Origin of the sequence: Archangium gephyra (assembly GCF_042230915.1) — a bacterium.
GTDB classification, from domain to species: Bacteria; Myxococcota; Myxococcia; order Myxococcales; family Myxococcaceae; genus Archangium; species Archangium gephyra_B.
In genome coordinates, this window is sequence record NZ_CP102578.1 from 2,435,786 (window position 1) to 2,457,739 (window position 21,954).

Here is a 21,954-nt window from a genome sequence, read left to right on the forward strand (position 1 = left end):
TCAGCGGCTGACGCCGATTCCGGAGAAGACGACTTCCTTCTCCGGCGCGTTGGCGGCGTTGGACTTGATGAGGAGCTTGCCCTCGTACTTCTTCGCCTCGGTGGGCTTGAAGCCCAGCTGCACGAAGGCGCGCTTGCCGTACTCCAGCCGCATCGGCTCCCCATTCTTGAGCGGTTCGGGCAGGGTGAGGGTGAACTGGCTCGGGCCGGACTTCGTCACCGCGGTGAGCTCCAGGGGCTGCAGGCCCGTGTTCTCGATGTAGAACGACTCGGTGACCTCCTGGTTCACGTAGACGTTGGTCTTGACCTCCTGTCCGAAGTCGAGCGACTCCCGGTTGACGTAGAGCTCGGCCTGCTCGGAGGGCGCTTCGCTTCCACAGCCCACCAGGGCGATGAAGATGACGGACAGCCAGAAGGGACGCAGACGCATGAATGGCTCCTGCTCGGGTGAGGTTCGGACGATGCGCTGTTTTCTACCACTGGGGGGCCTGCTGCTGGGCCTGGTGCTGGGCTGCGGGGGCTCGCGCGCCGACTTCATCGGCGGCCGTGTCCAGGACGCGTGCGCCGAGGCCTGGCCGGTGTGCGGCACCATGGCCGGCTGCATCCTCGGGCCGGAGAGCTACGCCGAGGGCCGCTTCCCCGGCCAGGGCCGCTTCATCGTGCAGGTGCCCGAGGCCTCCACGGTGCGGGTGCGCTTCTTCCTCGAGGAGGCCGTCGCGGCCGGTGAGGAGACCGTCGTCACCTTCCACGAGGAGGGCTGCCGCGCCCGCGTCCGGCAGGCGCTCAGCGGGCGCAACGCGCTGGAGCTGATGGAGAAGCAGGGCGAGCTCTCCCGCGAGGCGGACCTCACCGGCGTGGGGGACCACCTCATCGAGTTCTCCTCCGACATGCAGGCGCGCTACGTGGTGAAGGTGGACGTGGTGCCGCTGCGCAACCGCTGAGGCCCCGCGCCACTGCGCCACGGGAGTGTCACGCGGCTCCTCGAGTCCTCCGGCTGCCTGCTCGCCGTGCCGGATTTCAGGGGGGCACAGGCACCTGATGTAGGGAACTCTTACGGCCACACCGCTCTTCTCCGGCCGCACGGTCCGGGGAAGGGCGGACTTGCCGCGAGCTGTCAGGGGGCCATGGGAGGAAGGGGGCGAAGCGAGTTAAAAAGAGAACCCCCACTCATGGAGGTTGTATGAAGTTCCCGTCGTACGCCGCTGCTGGAGTCCTCTCGGCGTGCCTGCTGTCCGCTCCCGCCTTCGCGAATTCCTTGGGCATGACCAACGGCTCTGGCAAGCCGGGCTCGCTCAACATGTGCTCCAACTGCCACACGGGTGGTGGCGCGGCCACCGTCGAGCTCACCGGCCCCTCGTCGCTCGCCGCGGGCGCCACCGGCCAGTACACGCTCACCATCCGCGGAGGCCCCGGCGTGAAGGGGGGCTTCAACGTGGCCGTGGACAACTCGGCGGCGTCGCTTGAGCCCAGCGCGGGCACGAAGAAGGTGAGCAACGAACTCACCCACTCCACGCCCAAGCCCGCCGCTGCTGGCGCCATCACCTTCGACTTCTCGATGGTGGCCCCCCCGTCGGCCGGCACCGTGAAGATCTTCGCCGCCGGCAACTCGGTCAACGGTGACAACAACTCCACCGGAGACAATGCCGCGTTCACGTCGCTGAGCGTGACCGTCACCGGCAGCAGCGAGCCGGTGGATGAGGACAAGGGTGGCTGCTCCTCCACTGGTGGCGCTCCGATGCTGGCATTCGCGCTGACCACCGGCCTGGCGCTGCTGCGCCGCCGCCGGAACTGAGCCCTCCGCTGTCCCCTTCCTCCTCCCGTGTCCGGCTGGGGCCCGGGAGGAGGGCAGTCCCCCCGTAGAAGTTCGCGGTCCCCGTCTCCTGCTCCCGAGTCCCCCCGTGCTGCTCTCCCACCGCTCGCGCAACCTGTTCCAGCCGCTGCCTCGCGTCTGCTGCGGCCTCCTCTCCGCGCTGCTGCTGCTCGCCGCTCCGGCGGCCGAGGCCGCTCCCAAGAAGTCCGCGAAGTCGTCGAAGTCGTCCCGGACGGGCGCCTCCAAGACGCCTCCGGCGGCTCCGGCCGCGGAGCCGGCTCCCGCCCAGCCCGCGCCCGCGGCTGCCCCCGCGCCCTCCGCCGAGGCGAAGCCGGCTCCCGCGCCCGCCGTGGAGACGAAGGCCGCCGAGGAGCCTGCCCGGCCCGCCCGCGAGTCCAAGCCGGCGGCTGAAACCCGGACCGCCGCGGTGCCGAAGCCCACGGCGTCCCGCTCCGCCGAGGCCAAGGCCCCGTCCGCCGCTCCGGGCCGCATGCGCATTGGCGTGAGTCCGGACCTCTACCTGGAAGGGGCGCAGTTGACGGGCGTGCAGTTCATCGACACCGCGCGCCTGGACGAGTCCTTCGGCTACTCGGCGGGCTTCCTGTCCATCACGGCCTGGCTGAGCACTCCCGTTCCCACGGTGAGCGAGCGGCTGCGGGTGGGCGGGGGCGTGCGCATCCTCGGCAACTACGCCGCCTCCGGAGGTCAGCAGTACGGCTTCGGCATCTTCAACGAGGCGTTCGTCACCGGCGAGTACGGCCTGCCGGTCGCGGACAAGACGGAGGTCGTCTTCGCCGGACGCGCGGGCCTCTCCGTGCTCATTCCCGGCCTCGAGTTCGCCGAGACGATCCGCAACCTCCAGGCCCAGGGCGTGGACGTGTGGAGCGTGCCGCGCGTAGGCTGGCTGTTGGGCCCGTCCCTGGGCGCGCGGCGGCAGATGTCCAACAACATCTGGCTGCGTGCGGATCTGCTCGGCCAGGTGGGACAGCAGTACCTCTTCGCCACGAGCCAGGAGATCTCCGGCTTCCGCTATTCCAAGAACTGGAGCACCCTGGGGCTGCGCCTGGGGCTCTCGCTCGGGGCCGAGTTCTCCCTCTGAGGCACCCCTTTTTCGCAGGGAGTCGCGCATGACTGTCACTCGGACGCTCTTCCTCTCCGTCCTCGCACTGCTGGCCGCGTGCCAGCCCACCTACTCCTTCGAGCCCGAGCAGGTGGCCGAGGGCCCCGGTGGCATGGTGGGCAACGGAGACCCCATCACCTCGGGCACCTTCGCGGGAGGGGACGACACCTTGCCCGCGGCGCGCCCGGTGGGCTCGCTGCCCAACGAGACGCGCCCGCCCAACTGCGACGCGGACTGCGTGGCGTACTGCAACGGGGCGGGCCTGCAGAACCCCGTCAACCGCGGCCTGTGCCGCAGCCTCTGGGGCGTGGGCCTGGCCCACCGTCCCATCGTTCATGCCGAGGCCTGCCGCCGGCTCTTCGTGGACATGCTGGGGCGCGTGCCTGGCGCGGATGAGGCCGAGGCCACCTGCTCGGGCGGATGGGGCGCTACGGTGAAGCAGCTGATGGAGAAGGACGAGTTCATCCTCGTCCAGCAGCGCCGGGCGGCGGACCGCTTCCTCTACAGCAACGAGGTGACGAGCCTCCAGGCCATCTACGACATGGACCGGCTGGTGGAGAAGCTGTACCGCGGGAAGGTGCCGTATGACCTGTTCGCCGCGGTGGTGAGCGCCCACCCGGTGCTGACACGCCGTTACGCGGACCCGGGCGACAAGGCGGAGGCGCTCTTCAGCCAGTTCCTGGGCCGCCCGCCCTTCGAGCACGAGCGCGCGGACATGTCGCGGCTCTACAAGCTGTGGCACTCGGGCTACTACGACCACCCGCAGCTGGGCCTGCGCCTGCCGGATGCCTTCATCCGCTTCCGCTGCCTGGATGACAACGGGCAGGTGGACCAGGTGTCCCGCGGTGAGTGCGCCAGCGTGCTGTGGGGCTACAACGAGCTCATCTTCACCCCGGACCTGCGCGCCTCGCGCGACCCGGCGCTGCGCGAGTCGACGATGTGGAGCGGACTGCTCAAGCCCGAGGAGTGGGCGAAGCTGCAGACGCCGGGCCGCATCCTCGCGCGCGACCTGGCCTTCTGGGAGCGCGCGGTGGACGACGTGCTGATGCAGTACCTGGGCTACGAGCTGTCCGCGCGCGTGCCCGAGGTGCGCGAGGAGCTGGTGCGCTGGCTGCTCGCGCACGAGGGCGACATCCGCTCGGTGCACTACGCGGTGGCCACCTCGGCCGCCTACCTCCAGTCCGCCGAGGGCGCCTCGGTCTCCGCCTACCGGTGGACCTACGGCCCCCTCAAGCAGGTGGAGGCCGAGGTCTGGATTGATTCCATGGCCCGCAACACCGGCTACGAGCTGCCCGGCTGCGACCACCGCATCAGCCAGCCGGAGGCCCTGCTGGAGTCGGGGAGTGTCGCCAGCTTCAGCGTGCTGCAGACGTCGCGCTGGAAGCTGGACGAGGAGGGCGAGCTGGACGAGCGCTACTCGGGCCTGGCGCGCACCCTGGGCGGCTGCCCGGAGAACGTGGTGGGCGGACGCTTCCGCGTGGTGAGCATCCTCACCACCGCCACCCAGCTGTCCTTCGTGCAGGAGCTGTGCAACCCCACCTTCGATGCCAAGGTGAAGGGGGCCGCGGTGGAGAAGCTGCTGCCCGAGGGCATGGACCCCAGCCGCGCGGTGGACGCGGCCCTGGCCGAGCAGATCGCCACCCACCAGTACCGGCTGCTGCTGGGCCGCTCGCCGGATGACACGGAGAAGGCCGAGGCCCGCCAGGCGGGCGTCGAGTGCGCCGCCTCCGCCAGCCGGTGCCCGGCCGAAGAGTTCGCCCGTCCCTTCTGCTTCGCGCTGCTCTCCAGCGCCGAGCGCGTCTTCTACTAACCCCCGGAGCCCTTCCCAATGTCCGACTCGGATGACACGAAGTCCGTCACCTTCGGCCGCCGCCGGCTGTTGCAGGGGCTGGGCGCTGGCACCGCCGCGCTGGCCTTTCCCCACCTCTGGCTGCCGCGCGAGGCCCGTGCCCAGACGCCCGGCCACGGCCAGGTGCGCCACCTCATCTACATCCGCCTGTCCGGCGGCTTCCGCTTCACCACCGCCTTCAACTGCGATGTGGCCGCGGAGTTCAACCCCTTCGGCCTCTCGGACAGGCGCGCGGCCGGCACCGAGTGGGGCGCGGGCAAGCTGCTCGAGCGCGCCACCTGGCTGGAGGGCGAGGACGCCAAGCCCCAGCGCGACCTGGGGATGAAGCCCGTCACGGACTTCACCAACGAGATGTGCGTGCTGCCGTGCGTGGACCACGAGCCCTTCTCGGCGCGCGCGGACGGTGGCCACGGCACGGGCCTGGAGCGCTTCCTCACGGGCTACGTGGGAGGCGCCACCGGCTTCCTCACGCTCGTCAACTACGGGGTGCGCGAGCGCGTGAAGGAGGCGGCCGCCCGCGGCATCACCCTGCTGCCGGCCTTCAGCCTGGGCGAGGCGGGCATGGCCACGGGCTCGGGCGAGTACGCCACCTACCGGCCGCCCGTGCTGGAGGGCAGCGGCTTCGAGCGCTTCAGCGTGGACCCGGACTCGACGCTGCCGGCCTGGGCGGCCAAGGTGGCGGGGCAGATGGACACCCGCTTCCACGCGCGGCTGCACACGGCGCTGCGCGGGGGCGTGGAGACGTACCAGCAGACGCGCAAGGCCACGAGCGACTACGGGAAGATCTTCAGGGATCCGCTGCTGCGGGTGAGCAGCGACTCGCAGGAGCAGGTGGACGGCATCAGCAACCGCGAGCTGCGCACGCTGCTGGGCACGGACACGCAGGGCCAGCGGGCGGCGCTCGCGCTGCGCCTCTTCCACTTCGGCTGCCCGGCGGTGTTCCTCAACCAGGGCGGCTACGACTTCCACTCGCGCGAGGACGTGGAGCTCCCCATGGAGATGGACGCGGCCAACCGGCTGGTGAGCGGCCTGCGCACGGCCCTCCAACGGATGCAGCACCCCGAGGGCGGCTCGTACTGGGACAAGACGCTGGTGGTGCTCGGCAGCGAGTTCGGCCGCACCACGGGCGGCAGCCGCTACAACTCCGCCAACGGCAGCGACCACGGCAGCGACCTGGCCACCCGGTGGATGTCCATGCCCTTCATGGGCGGCGTCATCACCGCGGCCGGCAAGGGCGGCAAGAGCCTCGGCTCGGTGAATGGCTCCAACCTCAAGGCCACCGGCCAGGTGTACTCGTACCGTTCCGTGCTCAAGACGATGTTGGACCTGCTCGGTGCCGACCACCAGGGCATCTTCCCCGCCGACGCCCCCATCCAGGACTTCTTCGCATGAAGCGCTCTCTTCTCGCCGCCACCCTCGGAGCCCTGGCGCTGGCCTGCGGCTCGCCGGACCCCAGCAAGGATGACCCGGGGACCATCCCCTTCGACCCGAGGCGTCCCACCCCGGGCACCACCTCGGACGTGAGCGCGTACACGGGCTCGGACGTGGACGTGCTGGGCGCCCAGCTCACGTACCCCACGGGCATCGATCTGCACCGCAAGCTGGTGATGCGCACCTGCAGCGGCACCAACGGCGTGTGCCACAACCAGAAGGAGTACCCGGACCTGCACACGCCGGGCACCTTCGTGGCCTCCATCGGCGCGCCGTGCAACGTGCAGTCGGGAACCGCCAGCGGCGTGTTCGACCGGTGCGAGCGCCTGGGAGACCGCTTCCGTTTCGTCGAGCCGGCCTTCAAGGGAATCGAGATCGGCTGGTTCGAGCTCGTCCCCGGGGAGAGCCCGGAGTTGGATCCGCGAGGGACGCGGCCGGACGCCTCCACGGTGGGCCTGCACCTGTACCTGCATGACCCCGTGCCGGTGCAGGGCGAGCGGCTCAACGCCACCGGCACCTTCCTGCGCAACTTCATCAACGAGCAGGGCAACGTGCAGGAACTGGCCTTCGCCAGCTACGAGACGCGCTGGTGGGTGCTGGATGACCGGAGGCACCTCTTCGCCGAGGTGAACGAGAACCAGCGCGACACGGTGGAGGGCCTGGTGGCGAGCGGCATCGTCCAGGGGGACCAGAACCGCAACGGCGTCTATGGCGCGGGCACGTTGGGCAACACGGTGCCGCTCATCAAGCCGGGCAAGCCCGAGGAGAGCTACCTGGTGGCGCGGCTGCGCGGGTACATGGGGGAGCAGACGGTGCCGGGCACGCGCATGCCGCTGGCCAACCAGCCGCCCAACGTGCAGGACATGCTGGCGCTGATGTGCTTCATCGAGGGGCTCGACCCGAACGCCACGCAGTGGAGCCTGGGCTCTGCCATCGACTACAACAAGTGCTCGTACTCGGCGAATCCGTCGGCCCTGAGCCTCGCGGGCTCGGGGGACACGTGGACGGCGCGCGTGCTGCCCATCCTCCAGTCCAACTGCGGCGGCTGCCATGGTGGTGACAACCCGCAGGGAGGGTTGAACCTGCTCGGCTCGGCCCACGACGTGTATACGCGCCTGGTGCTCAAGCCCTCCGCCCAGAAGCCCGAGCTCAACCTCATCCAGCCGGGCAGCCTGGACAAGAGCTACCTGGTGCTCAAGCTCACGGGAGACGGCAGCATCGTCGGCAGCCGCATGCCCATCAACCCCCTCAACGGCAACTCGCCGCTGCCCGAGGCGGAGCGCCAGTCCATCGAGAACTGGGTGTTCCTCTCCGGAGCGGTGGAGAACTGAGCGCTTGGGCTCCTCCTCCTGGGAGGGGCCCAGGCTCCACTACGGGACGAGTTCGACGAGCAGGTCCCGCGTGAACGGCTGGCTCATCGTGGTGGGCGCCTGGGCGCACGGGATGTCCACCGTGGACTCGAGCGCGCCCCCGGTGAAGGTCACCTCTCCCGTGCAGGGGGCGGTGGCCGCATCCGTGTCGTCGAAGGCGTACGTCAGCGCCAGGGGCCCGTTGAAGGTGTAGGTGCCGTAACGGGCCACGTCCTGGGTCTGCCGGACCGTGAGGCGGATGACCTGGCGGGCCCCGTCGTAGCTCCAGGTGCTCGCGAGCTTCGGCCAACCCCTGCCGTACACCCACTCCTTGAAAAAGGACGTGAAGTCCACCGTGCCCTCGGCGTTGAGCAGGGAGAGCAGCTGGGCGGTGCTGTACGGCTGGAAGCGCGTGGCCGCGTAGAACTTCTTCATGAACGCGGCGAAGGCGGGCTCGCCGAGTTGCAGGCGGATCATCTGCCACACCCAGGGCCCCTTGACGTAGGGCGCGGCGAAGGAGGCCTGGGTGGTTTCTCCGGGGACCTCCTCGGGGTGGCGGGACCAGCGGAGCGCGTCGTCATCGTAGCGGGCGGGCGCCTTGAAGATCGCCGCCTTCATCCGGTCCAGCTCCGCCTGGAACGCGCTCCTGCCTCCGAGCACGCCGAGTGCCTCGGCGGTGTAGAAGGACGCAAGGCTCTCGTTGAGCCAGAACTCCTCCCAGCTCGCCTGGTGGGCGCTGTCCCCCCACCAGTGGTGGAGCATCTCGTGGAGGACGAGCCGGTTGCCATGGCCCTCCTCATCGAGTCCCTCGGTGCGGGTGTCGGCGATGGACACCACGGTGGCGTGCTCCATGCCGCCCAGGGCCGAGGGCACCTGCATCATGGAGTAGCGCTCGAAGGGGAAGGGCCCGAGCGCCTCGTTGAGGTACTTCATGGCCCCGAGCGTCCCGGTCCACCAGAGGGGGGGAACCGCGCGCTCCGCGGCCACCGGGTACATGTACGCGTCCACCTGGACACCCTCCACGTTCCCGAGCGGGACGCGGGTGTACTCCGAGGCGATGAAGTGCAGGGCGTAGGTGGGCACCGGCTGGCGCAGGAGGAAGGTGCGGCGCTGGGGTGGGCCGCCCGTCTCCTGGACGAGCACACCGTTGGCCTGGACGGGGAGGCCGTTGTCGATGCTGACGCGGGCGATGGCGCGGGCGATGTCGCGGGGATGGTCATGGCCAGGCAGCCAGCGGCGCGTGTGGTGGGGCCATCCGAAGGTCTGTACGAGCGGGTGTCCCAGCTTGCCCTCCCGCTTCATGAGGCCCGTGAAGTAGAGGTCGTGCTTCCTGTCGGAGATGGGGTTGAGCGGCCCGTGGTAGGCGACCGTGAGGACCTCGGAGGCGTTGGCCTCGAGCGGTGTCCCGAGCGTCACGGTGAGGGTGCCCGCGGTGGAGTCCTGCGTGAAGGCCAGCTCGGCGCCGGAGCGGCTCTTCACCGAGGTGACCGTATAGGGCGTGTACGGGGCCGTACCGCCCTCGACGGGGACCTCCACGGTCTTGCCGACGTCGAGGGTGAGGGTGGCCGTGCCACTGCGCGTGGCGACGAGGAAGATGCTCACCTGGCCGGAGAAGGTGCTCGCGGCGGTGTCGACGTGCAGCGTGTAGTCGTAGAGCTGGACGTCATAGGCCAGCGCGGTGTCGATGGAGGCCTCGCGGCAGTAGCCGGTGGGCGCGTCGCAGACCTGGTTCTCCCAGCACAGGCCGGGCACCTCGTTGCAGTCGAGCTTCGGGGCGGCCACGCACGCCCCGGTGCCCTGGTTGCAGAGCAGCCCCGGACCGCAGGCCTCGGCGAGGTTCTCCCGGCAGTCCACCAGGCACTGGCCGCTGGAGGCGCAGGCGGTGCCTCTGCCGCAGGTGGACTCGGAGTGCCGGCAGCCGGCGGTGGCCTCGTCGGACCTCGTGCTTCGATGACAACCGGGCGCGAGCAGCAGCAGGCCCAGCAGCAGGCAGAGGCGTCCTCTCATGCGTCGTTCCGCTCCAGGAAGGGGAGCGCACCATAGCGCATGCCCTGGGGGACTCCTGACGCTGGCGCCTCCCTGTCAGGCCTTTGGAGAACCGGGAGCGCCGGGCGGCGGGGATGCCGCGGTCACGGTTGCACGGAGTGCGGCTCGCGTCGCTTCTTCTGGTGGGATTTCTCCGAGACCGGCATGTAACACTTGCCCTGGTGCTCGGCCTGATTCTCATAGCAGGGCGGGCGCTTCTCGAGTGCTACCCAGCATCCGCCGTTGATCTCCACCTCGCCCGACTTGGGAAAGCAGGGGGCCTTGGCCTGATCACTGAAAGGCCTGACGGGCAGCGGATAGGTGATGGCTGGTACGCCCGAGGGGTCGAGGTCCACCAGCACGGGTGCCTGGATCTCGGCCACCGCCAATGCGCCGACGCCGGCACTGGCCCGTGCCTCGCTATCGGGTCCTTGAGAATCTCCCGAGAAGAGTGGCAACAGGAGCGCTCCGAGGGCGAGCGCGGAGAGGCCCGCGATCAGGAGTCCGCGGCGTGAGCGCAGCAGCCGCTTCATGCGCCCCACCCACCGCTTCCAGGCACTCACCGCGCCGCCCGTCAGATAGGCTCGGGCCTCCTCGTTCTTCTCCAATCGCTCCACGGCGGAAGTGAGGAGGTCGAGCATGTTGGACAAATCTGGCAGTCGGCCCGAGGTGGGCGCCTGTTCTACCTCCAGCGCGAAGTAGGGAGGCTCGGCCTGTGAGGTGGCGCGGACGCTCCAGGACTCCCCGGGCTCCGAGTCCGTGCGTGCTTCGGGCATCACGACCAGGGCCGCGTTGCCCGTGTCGGTATTGTGCGCCGCGTAGAGACGGCCCAGGTTCCCCCCCACGTTCTTGTACCGCTTGCCGAGGTGGAACGGTCCCAGGCGTCCGCCCTTCCAGGTCTTCTTTTCCTTCATTCCGCCGTTGTACACCTCCGGCGAGGCGACCGCTTCGTTTCACTTGTCACCGGTGACAAGCGGAATGCGACCGCTCCGTTTCACTTGTCACCGGTGACAAGCGGAATGCGACCGCTCCGTTTCACTTGTCACCGGTGACAAGCGGAATGCGACCGCTCCGTTTCACTTGTCACCGGTGACAAGCGGAATGCGAGGAGTCCCGCCGCGTGGACGGTTTTCTCCGGGAACTGGGACCCTTCTGCGAGTACCCCTCATGCAAATAGGCGATTTCACGGAGCCATTCCCCTGGCCCGGTAAGTGCCATGTGCCCGGTCGGCCGTGGTGACCCGCGGCCTCTTCACCTCTTCTCCATTTTTGGGGGGAATCATGGAAACGAACGCAAGCAGCAAGCTTCTCACGTTGACGCTCGAGCAGGTGCGGGATGCCATCCTCGCCCACCTGAAGGAGGGCAACGCCGGGCACTACAACATCGGCCGCCTCTACAACTACGTCGTGGACAACAAGCTGGCGGAGGCGAAGAAGTACGACAGCGCCCTGGTGTACTTCAACGAGCACATCCAGGAACTCTCGCAGTCCACCCTGTCCCGGTACGGTGCCGTGGCCCGGGAGTTCTCCGAGGAGGCGTGCAGGACGCACGGCGTGATGAAGCTCTACACGCTGCGCGCCTACGCGAAGGAGGCGGACATCCAGCCCATGGCCGGAGACCCGGGCCTCACGCCCATCGACGTGCCAGGGGAGGGCGGGACGGTGGAGCAGAAGTCCTTCGCCGAGTGCAGCCTGGAGGAGCTGAGGCAGGCGGCGAAGCACAAGCGCAAGCCGTCCCGTGCCACCATGCCCGCGACGGACGCCGCCCGCATCCAGTTCATGCGGGACAGCTTCTCGCGGCATTTCGCCCAGGGTGGCCGTGTGCAGCTCAAGACGACCATCCAGGGGGGCGAGACGCTCCTCACCATTCAGGGCGTGCCGTTGGCGCAGGTGGAGCGGCTCATGGAAGCGCTCCTGGATGGCTTCCAGCCCCAGCCCGTGCGCGCGGTGGGGTGACGTCAAGCCGCTCGCTACCTCACGGCTTGTAGCTCTGGATGCGTGACTCGGGCACGCGTCTGGCCATGCGTTCCATGGTGCTCGCCACCTCGTTGAGGATGCGCTCCTTGTCGAGCGTGAGGTGGCGGCGCTCCCGCATGATGACGCGGCCATCCACCATGACGGTGTGAACGTCGCTGGCGCGGGCGCTGTACACCAGCCCGGCGGCGAGGTTGTGGGGCGGCTGCCAGTGCGCACCCCTCGTGTCCACGAGGATGAGGTCCGCCTGGTAGCCGGGCGCGAGCTTCCCAATCCGGTCTCCCATCCCCAGCGCGGCCGCGCTGCCCCGCGTGGCGATGTCGAGCGCCTCGGGAATGGGCAGCACCTCGGGGTCCATCGCCTCGTGCTTCTGCATCATGGCCATGAGGCGCAGGCTCTCGAAGATGTCGAGCGTGTTGTTGCTGACCGCTCCATCCGTCGCCAGGCCCACCGCGACTCCGGCCTTGCGCAAGGCGCGGATGGGCGTCATTCCCATCGCCAGCTTGAGATACGTCTTGGGCGCGTGGGCAATCCCCACGTGGTCGCGATGTTTCTCGAGCAGTTCAATATCCTGGGGCAGCAGGCCGCAGCCGTGCGCGATGAGCGCGGGCACGCCGAGCACCCCGGTGTCCTTGAGCACCTGGATGGGCGTCAGCCCTCGCTTCTCCAGGCTGGCGGTCGTCTGGTTCATCTCCTCGGCGGCGTGGATGTGGATGCCGATTCCGAGCCGGTTGGCGTGCCCGGCGGAGGCGCGCAGGAAGCCGTCATCGCAGGTGTAGGGCGCATGCGGCGCCATGCAGGTGGTGATGCGGCCACCGGCGCCGCCCCTCCAGCGCTCGGCGAAGGCGGCGGTCTCCGCGAGCACCTTGTAGCCGTTGCTGCCGAACACGGCCCACCCCAGGTGCGCCCGGGTGCCGGCCTCCTCCACCGCCTGGGCCACCCGGTCCATGTGGAAGTAGTGGTCCGCCACCGTGGTGACGCCCCCTTCGATCATCTCGAGCAGGCCCAGTTGCGCGCCCCAGTAGACATCCGCCTCGGTGAGGTTGCTCTCCAGGGGCCAGATGAACTCGTTGAACCAGCGCTCGATGGGCACGTCCTCGGCCAGGCCGCGGAAGAGCACCATGGGGACGTGGGCATGGGTGTTGATGAGCCCGGGCATGGCGAGCATCCGCTGCCCCTCGAGCACGGTGACGCCCGGCTCCACGGGGCCCCCGGTGGGACGGAGCTCCGCGATGCGGTTGCCGCGCACCAGGATGTCCTGGTTGCGAGCGATGGTGAGCGCGCCGCTCGCGTCCGGTACGAGCGCATGACAATCGCGGATGCAGGTGTCCGTCATCGAGGGCCCCTCTTGTCCCGGTGCGTCAGGCCCCCGGCGGTCGCGGATATTCGCGGGCCCGAGAGTATGCACGCGGCCCGGGTTTTGTACCCGGCGTGAATGGCGGGCAGGGGAGGCCCGGGTTAGATTGCGGCCGCCGTGCCCGAGAAATCCCCGCCCCCTGATTCCGCCCTCGATGGGGGCGACAACACCGTCATCCGCCCCGCCGCCTCCTCCCAGGAGTCCTCGTCCGGGCCGCTCTTCGCCGGACGCTATGCGCTCGTGCGCATGCTCGGCCGGGGCGGTATGGGCACGGTGTACCAGGCGCGTGACAGCCTGGTGGGCGACGTGGTGGCCCTCAAGACGCTGGAGCTCGGCAAGGACGCCGGCCCGGACGCCATCGAGCGCTTCACCCGCGAGGTCCGCCTCGCCCGCCGCATCACCCACCCCCATGTGGCGCGGATGCATGACCTGGGCACCCACGAGGGCCAGGCCTTCCTCACCATGGAGTTCGTCGAGGGGGAGGACCTGCGCGCCCTGCTCGCCCGCGAGCGCCCGCTGGCCGCGTCCCGCGCCGCCCGCATCGCCCTGGCCATCTGCGAGGGGCTGGCCGCGGCCCATGCCGCCGGGGTGGTGCACCGCGACCTCAAGCCGGCCAACATCCTCGTCGAGTCCGGGGGGCGCGTCGTCCTCACCGACTTCGGCATCGCCCGGGCGGTGGCGGGGGAGGCCGCCTCGCGCACCATGGGCACCGTGGGCACGCCCATGTACATGGCGCCCGAGCAGGTGTCCGGCGAACCGGTGGATGCGCGCGCGGACCTCTACGCGGTGGGGCTGCTGCTCTACGAGCTGCTCACCGGTGAGGTGCCTTTCTCCGGGGACACGCCCTGGGCCGCCGCCATGGCCCGCCTGCGCCAGTCCCCGCCGGACCTGCGGCAGCGCGCCACCATTCCCCCGCCCCTCGCCGAGCTGGTGCACCGCTGCCTCGGCCGTGCTCCCGAGGAGCGGCCGGCGAGCGCGCTCGAGGTGGCTGGAGTGCTGCGGGACTGGCTCGTCAGCGTGGGGGAGCCCACCCTGTCGGGCCCCTCCACCCCGGGGCCGGTGACGGGGGGGTACACGCCCGTGCCTGGCACGCCAACCTTCACCACGCGCAACACGCCCCGGACCACCACGCCGGTGCCCAAGCAGGGCGTGGCCATCCTGCCGATGCGCTTCCAGGGCCCGCGGGATTCCGAGCACCTCGGGGACTCGCTGACCGAGGCCCTCATCGACCAGCTGTCCCGGGTGCGCGGGCTGCGCGTGCCCGGCAGCGGGGTGACGGCGCGCTTCCGCAACGAGCGTGACCCGCGCACCGTGGGGCGCGAGCTCGGGGTGGAGCTGGTCGTGGATGGGACGGTGCAGAGCGCGGGTCCGGCGGTGCGCGTCTCCGTCCGGTTGCTGGAGTCGCAGTCCGGCACCCAGGTCTGGAGCGGCCGGTTCGAGTACGCCTCCACCGACGCCTTCGAGCTGCAGGACCGGCTGGTGCCGCGCATCGCCGAGGAGCTGCGGGGCGAGGCGGTCCTCTCGGCCTGGCGCGCGAGCACCCCGCCCGAGGCGGTAGCGCTGTACCGCCAGGCGGATGCCCAGCTGCACGGAGCCTTCCGGGGAGGGCACGACGGAGGCCCCATGGCGCTGCTCGAGTCGTGCCTGGAGCTGGCGCCGGACTTCCTGCCGGCCGTGGCGCTCCATGCCATCGCGAGCCTGCGCGCGTTGTTCATGGGCATGAAGGATGGCCAGCGGGACTTCGCCGCCACCGCGCGCGCCAGCGTCGAGCGGGCCCTGCGTCTGGCGCCGGAGCAGGCCACCACGCATCTGGCCCGGGCGATGCTCGCCGCCCAGTCGGATGACTGGCGCACGGCGGTGATGTCCCTGCGCACGGCCCTGGACATCGCCCCCTGCCATGCTCCGACGCTGCAGTACCTGGGCAGCCTGCAGTGCGAGGCGGGCCGCGCGGACGAGGGACTCGTGCGGTTGCGCCTGGCCTACGATTTGTCGCCCACCCTGGTGTCGGCGCTGTTCGAGCTCGCCCGCTGCAGCGCGTTGCGTGGACAGATGGAGGAATACCGCTGGGCGGTGGAGCGGCTGACCGCGTCGCCGATGCACCGGACCGCGACGGAGTCGCTGCGCGTGCGCGTCGCCGGGTGGACGCGGGACGTGGAGGAGCTGCGGCGCAGCAAGGCCGAGGCGGCCTCGGATCCGGACTACATCGCCACCATGGTCAGCCGCTATGCCAGCGCGGTGCTGGGCGAGATGGACGTGCTCGAGCTGATCCGCATGATCGAGGAGTCGCTCTCCCAGACGAGCAGCCCGCGCTTCGCCTCCCTGCTGTGCCAGCTCGCCACCGAGGTCCTGTGCCTCTGTGGCAGGACGGAGCTGGCGCTGGGGTACTTCCGCAAGGCCGCGGAGACGGCGCTCATCGACCTGGAGTGGATAGACCGCTGCCCGGCGCTCGTGCCGCTGCGGGCGTTGCCGAGCTTCGCCGACGGGCGGCGCCAGGTGCGCGCCCGCGTCGAGGCCATCTGGCACGCGTGAGCTGATCAGTCTCGAGGTGCTGCCGGAGCGGCCCCGTCGCGCTTCATCCGCGCCACGAGGCCGTGCGCCACGCGGAAGCTGTTGGCCACGATGGTGAGCGTCGAGGGCACGCTGCCCGCGGTGGGCATGAAGCTGCCGTCCACCACGTAGAGGTTGGGCACCTCGTGGGCCCGGCACTCGCGGTCCAGCACCGAGGTGGCCGGGTCGTTCCCGAAGCGGCACGTGCCGTGCTGCAGGATGGTCGTCTCTCCGGCGATGCCCACCCGCTGCATGTCGTCCGGGTCCAGGCGCAGGAGGATCTCCTCGCCCCGCTCCACGAGAAAGCGCGTGGCGGTGAAGTCCATGGGGTGCCGGTCCATGGTGATGGCCGCCACCGGAAGGCCGTACTTGTCCTTCACCGAGGGCTCCACCGTCACGTACGTGCCTGGGGTGGGGAGGAACTCGCCGTACACCTCGAACTGGAGGATGCGCGAGTCCCGGTACGCCCGCATCCGGTCCTTCAGCGCCTTGCCGAAGACGCCGTCCTTGCCGCTGCCCGCCAGTTCCACCGCCGCGAAGATGGGGTTGGGGTGTGTCCACATGAAGCCCAACGTCCCGCCCTTGCGGAAGCCGAAGCGCTCGTCCGGCATCAGGTAGAAGTCCTGCACGCTCCGGTTCACGAAGGGTGACGGGTCCGTCAGCCACGGCCTCGCCGCCCGCTGCTTCGACACCCGGAAGGTGGCGCGCGACTCACCGAACGAGCTGAAGAGGAGGTTGCGGCCCACCAGCCCGCTGCCGTTGGCCAGCCCCCGGGGGAAGCGGTTGGACACCGAGTTGAGCAGCAGCCGCGCGCTCTCCACCGCCGTGCAGGACACCACCACCACCTTCGCCGGTTGCTCCTGCTCCACCCCCTCGGCGTCCAGGTACACCACGCTGCGCGCCCGGCCCTGCTTGTCCACCTCCACCGAGCGCGCCATGCACCGCGGGCGCAGCTCCACGTTGCCCGTGGCCAGCGCGGCGGGAATGAGGCTCGCATGGGTGCTGCTCTTGGCTCCCATCTCGCAGCCGTAGCTGCCGCACAGCGCGCAGTAGGCACAGGCCGCGCGGCCCCGGTACGGACGGCTGATGATGCCGCGCGCCGTGGGAAGGGCGTGCCAGCCCATCTCCCCGCACACCCGATCCAGCTCCCGCGCCATGGGGTGCACGTCCAGGGGCGGCAGCGGGTACGGTCCACTGCGCGGCTCGGCGAAGGGGTGGGGCACGGCCTCGCCGGACACGCCCAGCTCCGCCTCCGCCTTGTCGTAGAAGGGCGCCAGCTCCTCGTAGGAGATGGGCCAGTCCGCGAGCGTGCTCCCCTTCACCGCTCCCAGCGTCGAGCGCAGCCGGAAGTCCACCGGCTTGAGCCGGTAGAAGTAGCCGCTCATGTGCACCGTGCCGCCGCCGACGCAGTTGGCCGTCCACGCGGAGTTGGTGCGCTCGTAGCGGCCCCCCGTGCCCTGGCGCACCAGGTGCGGCTCCTCCCAGGGCAGCGGCATGAAGAAGTTGCGGCGGCTGTTGAGGATCTCATCGTGGATGAAGTCCCTGGGCTGGTAGTGCGGCCCCTTCTCCAGCACCACCACCTTGAAGCCCGCGCGCGCCAGCTCCAGCGCCATGGGCGCGCCGCCCGCGCCGCTGCCGATGATGCAGACGTCCACCGGCTCCTTCGTCACGGCTGTCTCCCGCAGGTGTGCAGGCACCTCGTGCCGTCATGGCCCTCGGGCGGGGCAGAGGCCACCGTGCCCACCGTGTCGAAGCCCACCAGCTTCCAGCCCACCTGCGCCTGGTTGCCGCCGTAGGACGGGTCTCCGAGGAAGCCCTCCAGCGTCAGCACCATCAGCAGCTCGAAGAAGTGCGCCTCGCCGCTGCCGCCCGGGCTGTCCTTGAAGAGGGCGAGCAGCTCGTCCTGTTGCGCGGGCGTGGCCTGGGCGAAGCCCACCTGGAACATCCGCAGCGAGCGCCGCTCCAGCGCGGCCACCCCCTGGATGAAGTCCTGGCGCATCCGCGTGAGCTCCGGCGTCTGGAGCATGCGGTCGATGTAGACGGGCACGCCCGCGTCCTGGGCACCGGGGTCCTCGTCGCGCGGCAGGACGCGCTCGCAGGCCGCAGCCACCACGGCGTACTCGGCCCGGGTGAAGGTGAGGTGGGGCGGCTCGGACGGCGCGGTGGCCTGGGGCTCGGAGGGGCCGGCGGGGGCGCCGCACCTGCTACAGGCACCACTGCCGAGCAGCACCACGCCGCCGCCGAAGAAGGTCAGCCGCTGGAGGAAGGAGCGCCGGTCCATGGGCGCCCCAGCCTAGCCCAGCTGGCATAGGATGGGTGTCTTGCTCGGTTCGCAACCAAGGAGACGCTGCATGAGACGGCACGGATGGGCGCTGGGCCTCGCGCTCGCGCTGGCGTGTACCCCCGAGACGCGCCGCCCCGACGCGGGCACGGAGGAGGACAACACCGACAAGCTCAACGAGCTGTCCCCCTTCAGCCGCTCCGTCCTCGACGCGACGGCCAGGGAGCTGCAGCCGCTCGCGATCGCGGTGGGGCCCGGGGACGTGGTGGGCGTTGCCTACTACAGCCGCGTGGGGGACACGGCGGACTACCAGCTGCGCTTCCTCGAGTGGAACAAGGGCGAGGCCTCGCAGCCCGAGGTCATCGACACCGTGCAGCGGGTGAGCGGCGTGTCGGTGGCGTACGACTCGGCGGGCAAGGCGGCGGTGAGCTACCTCGGCGGCGGGAGCGACGAGTCCACCTACTGGTTCCAGAGCGACCTGGTGGTGGCCTACCGCGGCACGCCCGGCAGCTGGACGCGGCGCATCCCGGCCACCCGGAGCAACTACGCCGTGACGGGCAATACCCTGGCGGACTCGGGCTTCCTGGTGGGCCTCAACCCCGCCATCGTCTTCGACGGCGCGAAGGCGTATGTCGCGTTCCGCGATGGCCACAACGGCCAGTTCGGCAAGCAGGACTGGGAGGGCAGCGACCTCGAGGTGGCCGAAGGGGGCCCGACGAGCTGGACGCCCCGGATGGTGGCCATGTCGGCCGACACCAAGTCGGGTTATGGCGGCCACATCTCGATGGTGCTCGGCGCGGGCAGGCTGCCGGCGCTGGTGCACGACCAGGTGACGGACGGCGCGGACGCGCGGGGCCACAACGTCCTCTTCCAGCGGCGCAAGGCGGATGGCACCTGGACGGCGCCGCTGCAGGTCCAGACGGTCTCCGACACGCAGCTCGGCGCGAGCCTCGGGTGGGACAGCGAGGTGGGCTACGCCGTGGCGGTGGTGGACCGCACGAGCAACAAGCTCACCTACACCGCCTCGAAGGATGGCGTGAGCTGGTCGGAGCCGGATCCGGTGTTCCAGTCGGGAGCGGGCGGCTGGTACCCGTCGCTGGCGTTCGACCCGGCGCTGCACGAGCCGCACATCGCCTTCTACATCTGCTCCAACAGCACGAGCGCCAACGAGCAGGGCTGCGATGCGCGCGTGGACGAGCTGCGGGTGGCCGCGCTCATCGGGAGCAACTGGCAGGACGTGCTGGTGGACGCCGCGGGCGGGTGGGGGGCGAAGCTGGCCTTCCTGTCCACGGGCAAGCGGGTGGTGGTGTACCGCGCGCCGGACACGGGAGGGGTGAAGCTGGCGGTGGAGCCGTGAGGGGAGTGACGCGGGTGGTGGTGGCGGTGGGGCTGTCCGGCGCGCTGGTGGGGGCGGGGCTGGTGGGCTGCGGGGGGGACAACTCGCTGGCGGGCAGCGTGGGGGACCTGTTCCCCCTGGAGGTGTCGCGGGTGGAGGTGCAGCGCAACGCCGAGGCGCTGCAGGTGAGCTACTACCGCAGCACTGCCACCGACGTGGACCTGGTGGTGCGGCTGAGCGTGGACACGACGGGGCTGGCGCTGAAGCCGGGGCAGAAGGTGGACCTGGCGGGGGAGACTCCGGCGGGGCACGCGCGGGCCACGGTGGTGCACCTGGCGGCGGGCGAGCCGGTGCGCGTCCTCGCGCCGGTGGAGAAGGGGGACCTGGTGTTGGACGAGGGCGGCACTCCGGGCGAGCCGACGCGCGGGGACTTCTCCCTGTCCTTCCAGAAGGGCGAGGGCTACGGCGCGGGCCGTACCCTGAGCGGGCGCTTCGCGGCCCTGGCGCTGGATGGAGGCTTCGGGCCCGAGCCGCGCCAGTGAATCCGCTCTCTCGGGGTGTGGGGACCTTCTCTGCGGGTGTGCGAGCCCTGGCGAAAGCCCCCGCGGGGCGCCTCTCACCTCTACCTTCGCCCTCCGTACCGGGTTACCCTTATGTCCGTAACCTCGCCTACTGGTGTCGGAAGGGAGTTCATGAACACGCCCGTCATCACTCAGCCGTTGCAGCTCGGTACGGAGGAGGAGCTGAAGTGGCGTCTTTCCCTGATTTCGCCGGACGACCTCATGCGAGGGCTCTTCCACAACAGCCTGCTGGATCTGGTGCAGCGGCTGGAGGGGGATGAGGCCGTCAAGGAGTGCCTGGACGTGTGTGGTGAGGCGCGCTTCCTGGACTTCTTCAACTATGCCCACCACTCGTACATCAAGCTGCTCTACGCGTCGGCGCAGCGGCTGACCGCCAGGTTCGGCAGCTTCGAGCGGGCGATGTGGGAGATTGGCTACGAGGGAGGGAAGTCCTTCTACGCGTCCGCGGCGGGCAAGGTGCTCATCATGATGGCGCAGGGGGACCCGAGGCGGCTGCTGAGCAACATCCCCACGGGCATGCAGACGGCCTCCAAGCACGTGGAGCTCAAGGTGACGCTGACGGGGCCGCGCAGTGGCATCCTCGTCAAGCACGAGGTGATGCCCCGCCAGCACACCGAGGGCGGGCTGCAGGCGATGTGCGATGTGGCGAAGGTGAAGGGCGCCAAGGTGACCTCGCGCTCGCTGAGCCCCACCGACAACGAGTACGAGGTGACCTGGGAGTGAAGGGGTGGGGGCTGGGCAACCCGGCCCCACTTCCGCTATGGGGCAGGACGTGATGAGAACCGTCCTGCTGCTGCTGTTGCCCGCACTGCTCGCCACGGGATGCGGGTTGACCACCCAGGTGCGCCCGGTGCCGCGAGGCGCCTTGCAGGTGGAGGGCGCCATCGGTGGACCCCTCGTGCGCGTGGGGCCCGTGATTCCCGTGCCGCTGAGCGCCGTGGGAGCCCGCTATGGCGTGGCCGAGCGCGCCGACGTGGCGGCCCATGTGCACCTCACCTCGCTCTCCTTCGGGGTGGCGGGCCTGGACGTGGGCGGCAGTTGGCTGGCGCTCGCGCAGGATGGCGCCGTGCCGGCCCTCTCCCTGGGCGGACGCCTCTACGGCTTCACCAGCGTGCTCGCCTCGCGGCAGGCGCCTCCGCGCGCCTACCTCGAGGTGTCGCCCACCGTCAGCTACCTGCTGGGCGGGCGCTTCCTCTCCTATGCCTCGGCCACCGGCCTGGTGCAGCTGGCGGGCGGGCCGCCCCTGTTGTCGCTGGCGGTGGGCGAGGAGGTGCGCCTGGCCTCGTGGGGGGTGCAGCTGGAGCTGCGCTGGTACCAGCCGGATTACGCCACCCGCTTCAACGCGGCGGACTGGCAGGGGCCTGGCGGCATGGGCGCGCTGGGGGCCTTGCTGGGTGTGCGCTACCGCTTCGGAGGGGAGGAGGAATGAGCCGCCGTCTGCTGGCAGTCGGGCTGTTGAGCGCGGTCGTGGGCGTGGGGGCCTGCTACGACCTGGACCCCTTCCTCTATAGCCGCAAGCGCGTGGACCACTACACGCTGCCCGCCGAGGGCGAGACGCCCGAGGAGACGGTGCTGCCGGAGCAGATAGAGCCGGTGGAGCTCGTGGTGGACGGCCAGGTGCGGCTGGGGGCCGCGTATGTGAAAGCCACACAGCAGCCGCCCCGCGCCTACGTCCTTTATTTTCATGGCATTTGTTGCAACCTGAACCAGCACATCTCCCGGCCCAAGGGATTGGCCAACCTTGGCTATGACGTGCTCGTCTTCGACTACCGCGGCTGGGGGACCTCCACCGACCTGGAGCCCACCGAGCCGGGCCTGCTCGACGACAGCCGGGCGGCGCTCGCGTGGCTCTCCGCGCGGGCGGGCGTGCCCGCGGACCGCATCGTCTATTACGGGCGCTCCTTCGGCTCGGCGGTGGCCACCCAGCTCGCGGCCCACGTGCCGCCCGCGGCCCTCGTGCTCGAGTCTCCCTTCAGCTCCGTGCAGGGGCTGGTGCGCGACTCCAGCAACATGGACCTGCCCGCCGGCTTCTTCGCCGAGGGAAGCTGGGACACCGAGGGCCGGGTGCGCTCGCTCCAGGGGGTGCCCCTGCTGCTGCTGCACGGCACCGCCGACGACTTCATCCGCCCCGAGTTCTCCGAGCACCTCTACTCCGTGGCCCGGGAGCCCAAGCAGCTCGTGCTCGTGGACGGCGCGGACCACGACACCGTGCCCCAGCGCCTGGGTGTGGACTACGCGCGCACCTTGGGCACCTTTCTGGAGACAACGCACATCCACCCCTGAGCGGCACTCCACA

19 protein-coding genes are annotated in these 21,954 nt (G+C 70.3%); 13 read left to right on the forward strand and 6 right to left on the reverse strand.

The features are described 5' to 3' along the window. Positions 1-429, reverse strand: coding sequence for a hypothetical protein (locus NR798_RS09695; protein ID WP_375771161.1), 429 nt, complete (start codon positions 427-429; stop codon positions 1-3). A gap of 31 nt (positions 430-460) precedes the next feature. On the opposite strand from NR798_RS09695, the gene NR798_RS09700 reads away from it, so the two are divergent. The 6 genes from NR798_RS09700 to NR798_RS09725 all read left to right on the forward strand — a co-directional run bounded on the left by NR798_RS09700 (position 461) and on the right by NR798_RS09725 (position 7,540). After that, positions 461-940, forward strand: coding sequence for a hypothetical protein (locus NR798_RS09700; RefSeq protein WP_375771162.1), 480 nt, complete (start codon positions 461-463; stop codon positions 938-940). Positions 941-1,179: 239 nt separating this feature from the next. Further along, complete coding sequence (locus tag NR798_RS09705; RefSeq protein WP_375771163.1) at positions 1,180-1,791, forward strand: MXAN_6652 family MXYO-CTERM-anchored protein; 612 nt, start codon at positions 1,180-1,182, stop codon at positions 1,789-1,791. Positions 1,792-1,897: 106 nt separating this feature from the next. Next, positions 1,898-2,908, forward strand: a complete 1,011-nt coding sequence (locus NR798_RS09710; protein WP_375771164.1) for a hypothetical protein — start codon at positions 1,898-1,900, stop codon at positions 2,906-2,908. Positions 2,909-2,936: 28 nt separating this feature from the next. Beyond that, positions 2,937-4,739: a hypothetical protein gene (locus NR798_RS09715; protein ID WP_375771165.1), complete on the forward strand. Its 1,803-nt coding sequence runs from the start codon at positions 2,937-2,939 to the stop codon at positions 4,737-4,739. An 18-nt stretch (positions 4,740-4,757) separates the two neighbouring features. Beyond that, the gene (locus NR798_RS09720; RefSeq protein WP_375771166.1) at positions 4,758-6,170 is read left to right on the forward strand and encodes a DUF1501 domain-containing protein; all 1,413 of its coding nucleotides are present in this window, start codon (positions 4,758-4,760) and stop codon (positions 6,168-6,170) included. Continuing rightward, complete coding sequence (locus tag NR798_RS09725) at positions 6,167-7,540, forward strand: hypothetical protein (protein WP_375771167.1); 1,374 nt, start codon at positions 6,167-6,169, stop codon at positions 7,538-7,540. Before NR798_RS09720 ends, NR798_RS09725 begins: the two co-directional genes overlap by 4 nt. 39 nt (positions 7,541-7,579) lie before the next feature. Here the strand turns inward: NR798_RS09725 and NR798_RS09730 are convergent, their stop codons facing one another. Together NR798_RS09730 and NR798_RS09735 are read right to left on the reverse strand one after the other, a co-directional pair. Further along, entirely contained in the window at positions 7,580-9,565 is a 1,986-nt protein-coding gene (locus NR798_RS09730; RefSeq protein ID WP_375771168.1) for a M1 family metallopeptidase, read from the reverse strand. A 122-nt stretch (positions 9,566-9,687) separates the two neighbouring features. Then, complete coding sequence (locus tag NR798_RS09735) at positions 9,688-10,497, reverse strand: hypothetical protein (protein WP_375771169.1); 810 nt, start codon at positions 10,495-10,497, stop codon at positions 9,688-9,690. Positions 10,498-10,863: 366 nt separating this feature from the next. On the opposite strand from NR798_RS09735, the gene NR798_RS09740 reads away from it, so the two are divergent. Beyond that, positions 10,864-11,538 (forward strand): hypothetical protein, encoded by a 675-nt coding sequence (locus NR798_RS09740; protein WP_375771170.1) that lies wholly within the window; start codon positions 10,864-10,866, stop codon positions 11,536-11,538. Between the two features lie 19 nt (positions 11,539-11,557). Here NR798_RS09740 and NR798_RS09745 read toward each other — a convergent pair whose 3' ends face one another. Then, entirely contained in the window at positions 11,558-12,892 is a 1,335-nt protein-coding gene (locus tag NR798_RS09745; RefSeq protein ID WP_375771171.1) for an amidohydrolase, read from the reverse strand. 138 nt (positions 12,893-13,030) lie between these two features. Between NR798_RS09745 and NR798_RS09750 the strand changes: the two genes are divergently transcribed. Further along, entirely contained in the window at positions 13,031-15,442 is a 2,412-nt protein-coding gene (locus tag NR798_RS09750) for a protein kinase (RefSeq protein WP_375771172.1), read from the forward strand. Between the two features lie 5 nt (positions 15,443-15,447). Here the strand turns inward: NR798_RS09750 and NR798_RS09755 are convergent, their stop codons facing one another. After that, positions 15,448-17,130: a GMC family oxidoreductase gene (locus tag NR798_RS09755; RefSeq protein WP_375771173.1), complete on the reverse strand. Its 1,683-nt coding sequence runs from the start codon at positions 17,128-17,130 to the stop codon at positions 15,448-15,450. Further along, entirely contained in the window at positions 17,127-17,741 is a 615-nt protein-coding gene (locus NR798_RS09760; protein WP_375771174.1) for a gluconate 2-dehydrogenase subunit 3 family protein, read from the reverse strand. The genes NR798_RS09755 and NR798_RS09760 overlap by 4 nt, the downstream gene beginning before the upstream one ends. A gap of 70 nt (positions 17,742-17,811) precedes the next feature. Between NR798_RS09760 and NR798_RS09765 the strand changes: the two genes are divergently transcribed. The 5 genes from NR798_RS09765 (at position 17,812) to NR798_RS09785 (ending at position 21,941) form a co-directional block, all read left to right on the forward strand. Next, positions 17,812-19,098 (forward strand): hypothetical protein, encoded by a 1,287-nt coding sequence (locus NR798_RS09765; RefSeq protein ID WP_375771175.1) that lies wholly within the window; start codon positions 17,812-17,814, stop codon positions 19,096-19,098. Then, entirely contained in the window at positions 19,095-19,619 is a 525-nt protein-coding gene (locus NR798_RS09770; protein ID WP_375771176.1) for a hypothetical protein, read from the forward strand. The genes NR798_RS09765 and NR798_RS09770 overlap by 4 nt, the downstream gene beginning before the upstream one ends. Before the next feature lie 150 nt (positions 19,620-19,769). Beyond that, on the forward strand, positions 19,770-20,381 hold the full coding sequence (locus NR798_RS09775) for a TIGR02265 family protein (RefSeq protein WP_375771177.1): 612 nt from the start codon (positions 19,770-19,772) through the stop codon (positions 20,379-20,381). Between the two features lie 52 nt (positions 20,382-20,433). Beyond that, on the forward strand, positions 20,434-21,087 hold the full coding sequence (locus tag NR798_RS09780) for a hypothetical protein (RefSeq protein WP_375771178.1): 654 nt from the start codon (positions 20,434-20,436) through the stop codon (positions 21,085-21,087). Beyond that, entirely contained in the window at positions 21,084-21,941 is an 858-nt protein-coding gene (locus NR798_RS09785; RefSeq protein ID WP_375771179.1) for an alpha/beta hydrolase, read from the forward strand. The genes NR798_RS09780 and NR798_RS09785 overlap by 4 nt, the downstream gene beginning before the upstream one ends. Positions 21,942-21,954 lie beyond the last annotated feature (13 nt).

What these genes read in the sequence shown, in the direction of transcription:
- NR798_RS09715 (WP_375771165.1), top strand. Translation starts at nt 2,937, where the DNA reads ATGACTGTCACTCGGACGCTCTTCCTCTCCGTCCTCGCACTGCTGGCC.
- NR798_RS09700 (WP_375771162.1), top strand. Translation starts at nt 461, where the DNA reads ATGCGCTGTTTTCTACCACTGGGGGGCCTGCTGCTGGGCCTGGTGCTG.
- NR798_RS09740 (WP_375771170.1), top strand. Translation starts at nt 10,864, where the DNA reads ATGGAAACGAACGCAAGCAGCAAGCTTCTCACGTTGACGCTCGAGCAG.
- NR798_RS09705 (WP_375771163.1), top strand. Translation starts at nt 1,180, where the DNA reads ATGAAGTTCCCGTCGTACGCCGCTGCTGGAGTCCTCTCGGCGTGCCTG.
- NR798_RS09695 (WP_375771161.1), bottom strand. Translation starts at nt 429, where the DNA reads ATGCGTCTGCGTCCCTTCTGGCTGTCCGTCATCTTCATCGCCCTGGTG.
- NR798_RS09775 (WP_375771177.1), top strand. Translation starts at nt 19,770, where the DNA reads ATGAACACGCCCGTCATCACTCAGCCGTTGCAGCTCGGTACGGAGGAG.
- NR798_RS09745 (WP_375771171.1), bottom strand. Translation starts at nt 12,892, where the DNA reads ATGACGGACACCTGCATCCGCGATTGTCATGCGCTCGTACCGGACGCG.
- NR798_RS09720 (WP_375771166.1), top strand. Translation starts at nt 4,758, where the DNA reads ATGTCCGACTCGGATGACACGAAGTCCGTCACCTTCGGCCGCCGCCGG.
- NR798_RS09735 (WP_375771169.1), bottom strand. Translation starts at nt 10,497, where the DNA reads ATGAAGGAAAAGAAGACCTGGAAGGGCGGACGCCTGGGACCGTTCCAC.
- NR798_RS09785 (WP_375771179.1), top strand. Translation starts at nt 21,084, where the DNA reads ATGAGCCGCCGTCTGCTGGCAGTCGGGCTGTTGAGCGCGGTCGTGGGC.
- NR798_RS09725 (WP_375771167.1), top strand. Translation starts at nt 6,167, where the DNA reads ATGAAGCGCTCTCTTCTCGCCGCCACCCTCGGAGCCCTGGCGCTGGCC.
- NR798_RS09760 (WP_375771174.1), bottom strand. Translation starts at nt 17,741, where the DNA reads ATGGACCGGCGCTCCTTCCTCCAGCGGCTGACCTTCTTCGGCGGCGGC.
- NR798_RS09730 (WP_375771168.1), bottom strand. Translation starts at nt 9,565, where the DNA reads ATGAGAGGACGCCTCTGCCTGCTGCTGGGCCTGCTGCTGCTCGCGCCC.
- NR798_RS09765 (WP_375771175.1), top strand. Translation starts at nt 17,812, where the DNA reads ATGAGACGGCACGGATGGGCGCTGGGCCTCGCGCTCGCGCTGGCGTGT.
- NR798_RS09780 (WP_375771178.1), top strand. Translation starts at nt 20,434, where the DNA reads ATGAGAACCGTCCTGCTGCTGCTGTTGCCCGCACTGCTCGCCACGGGA.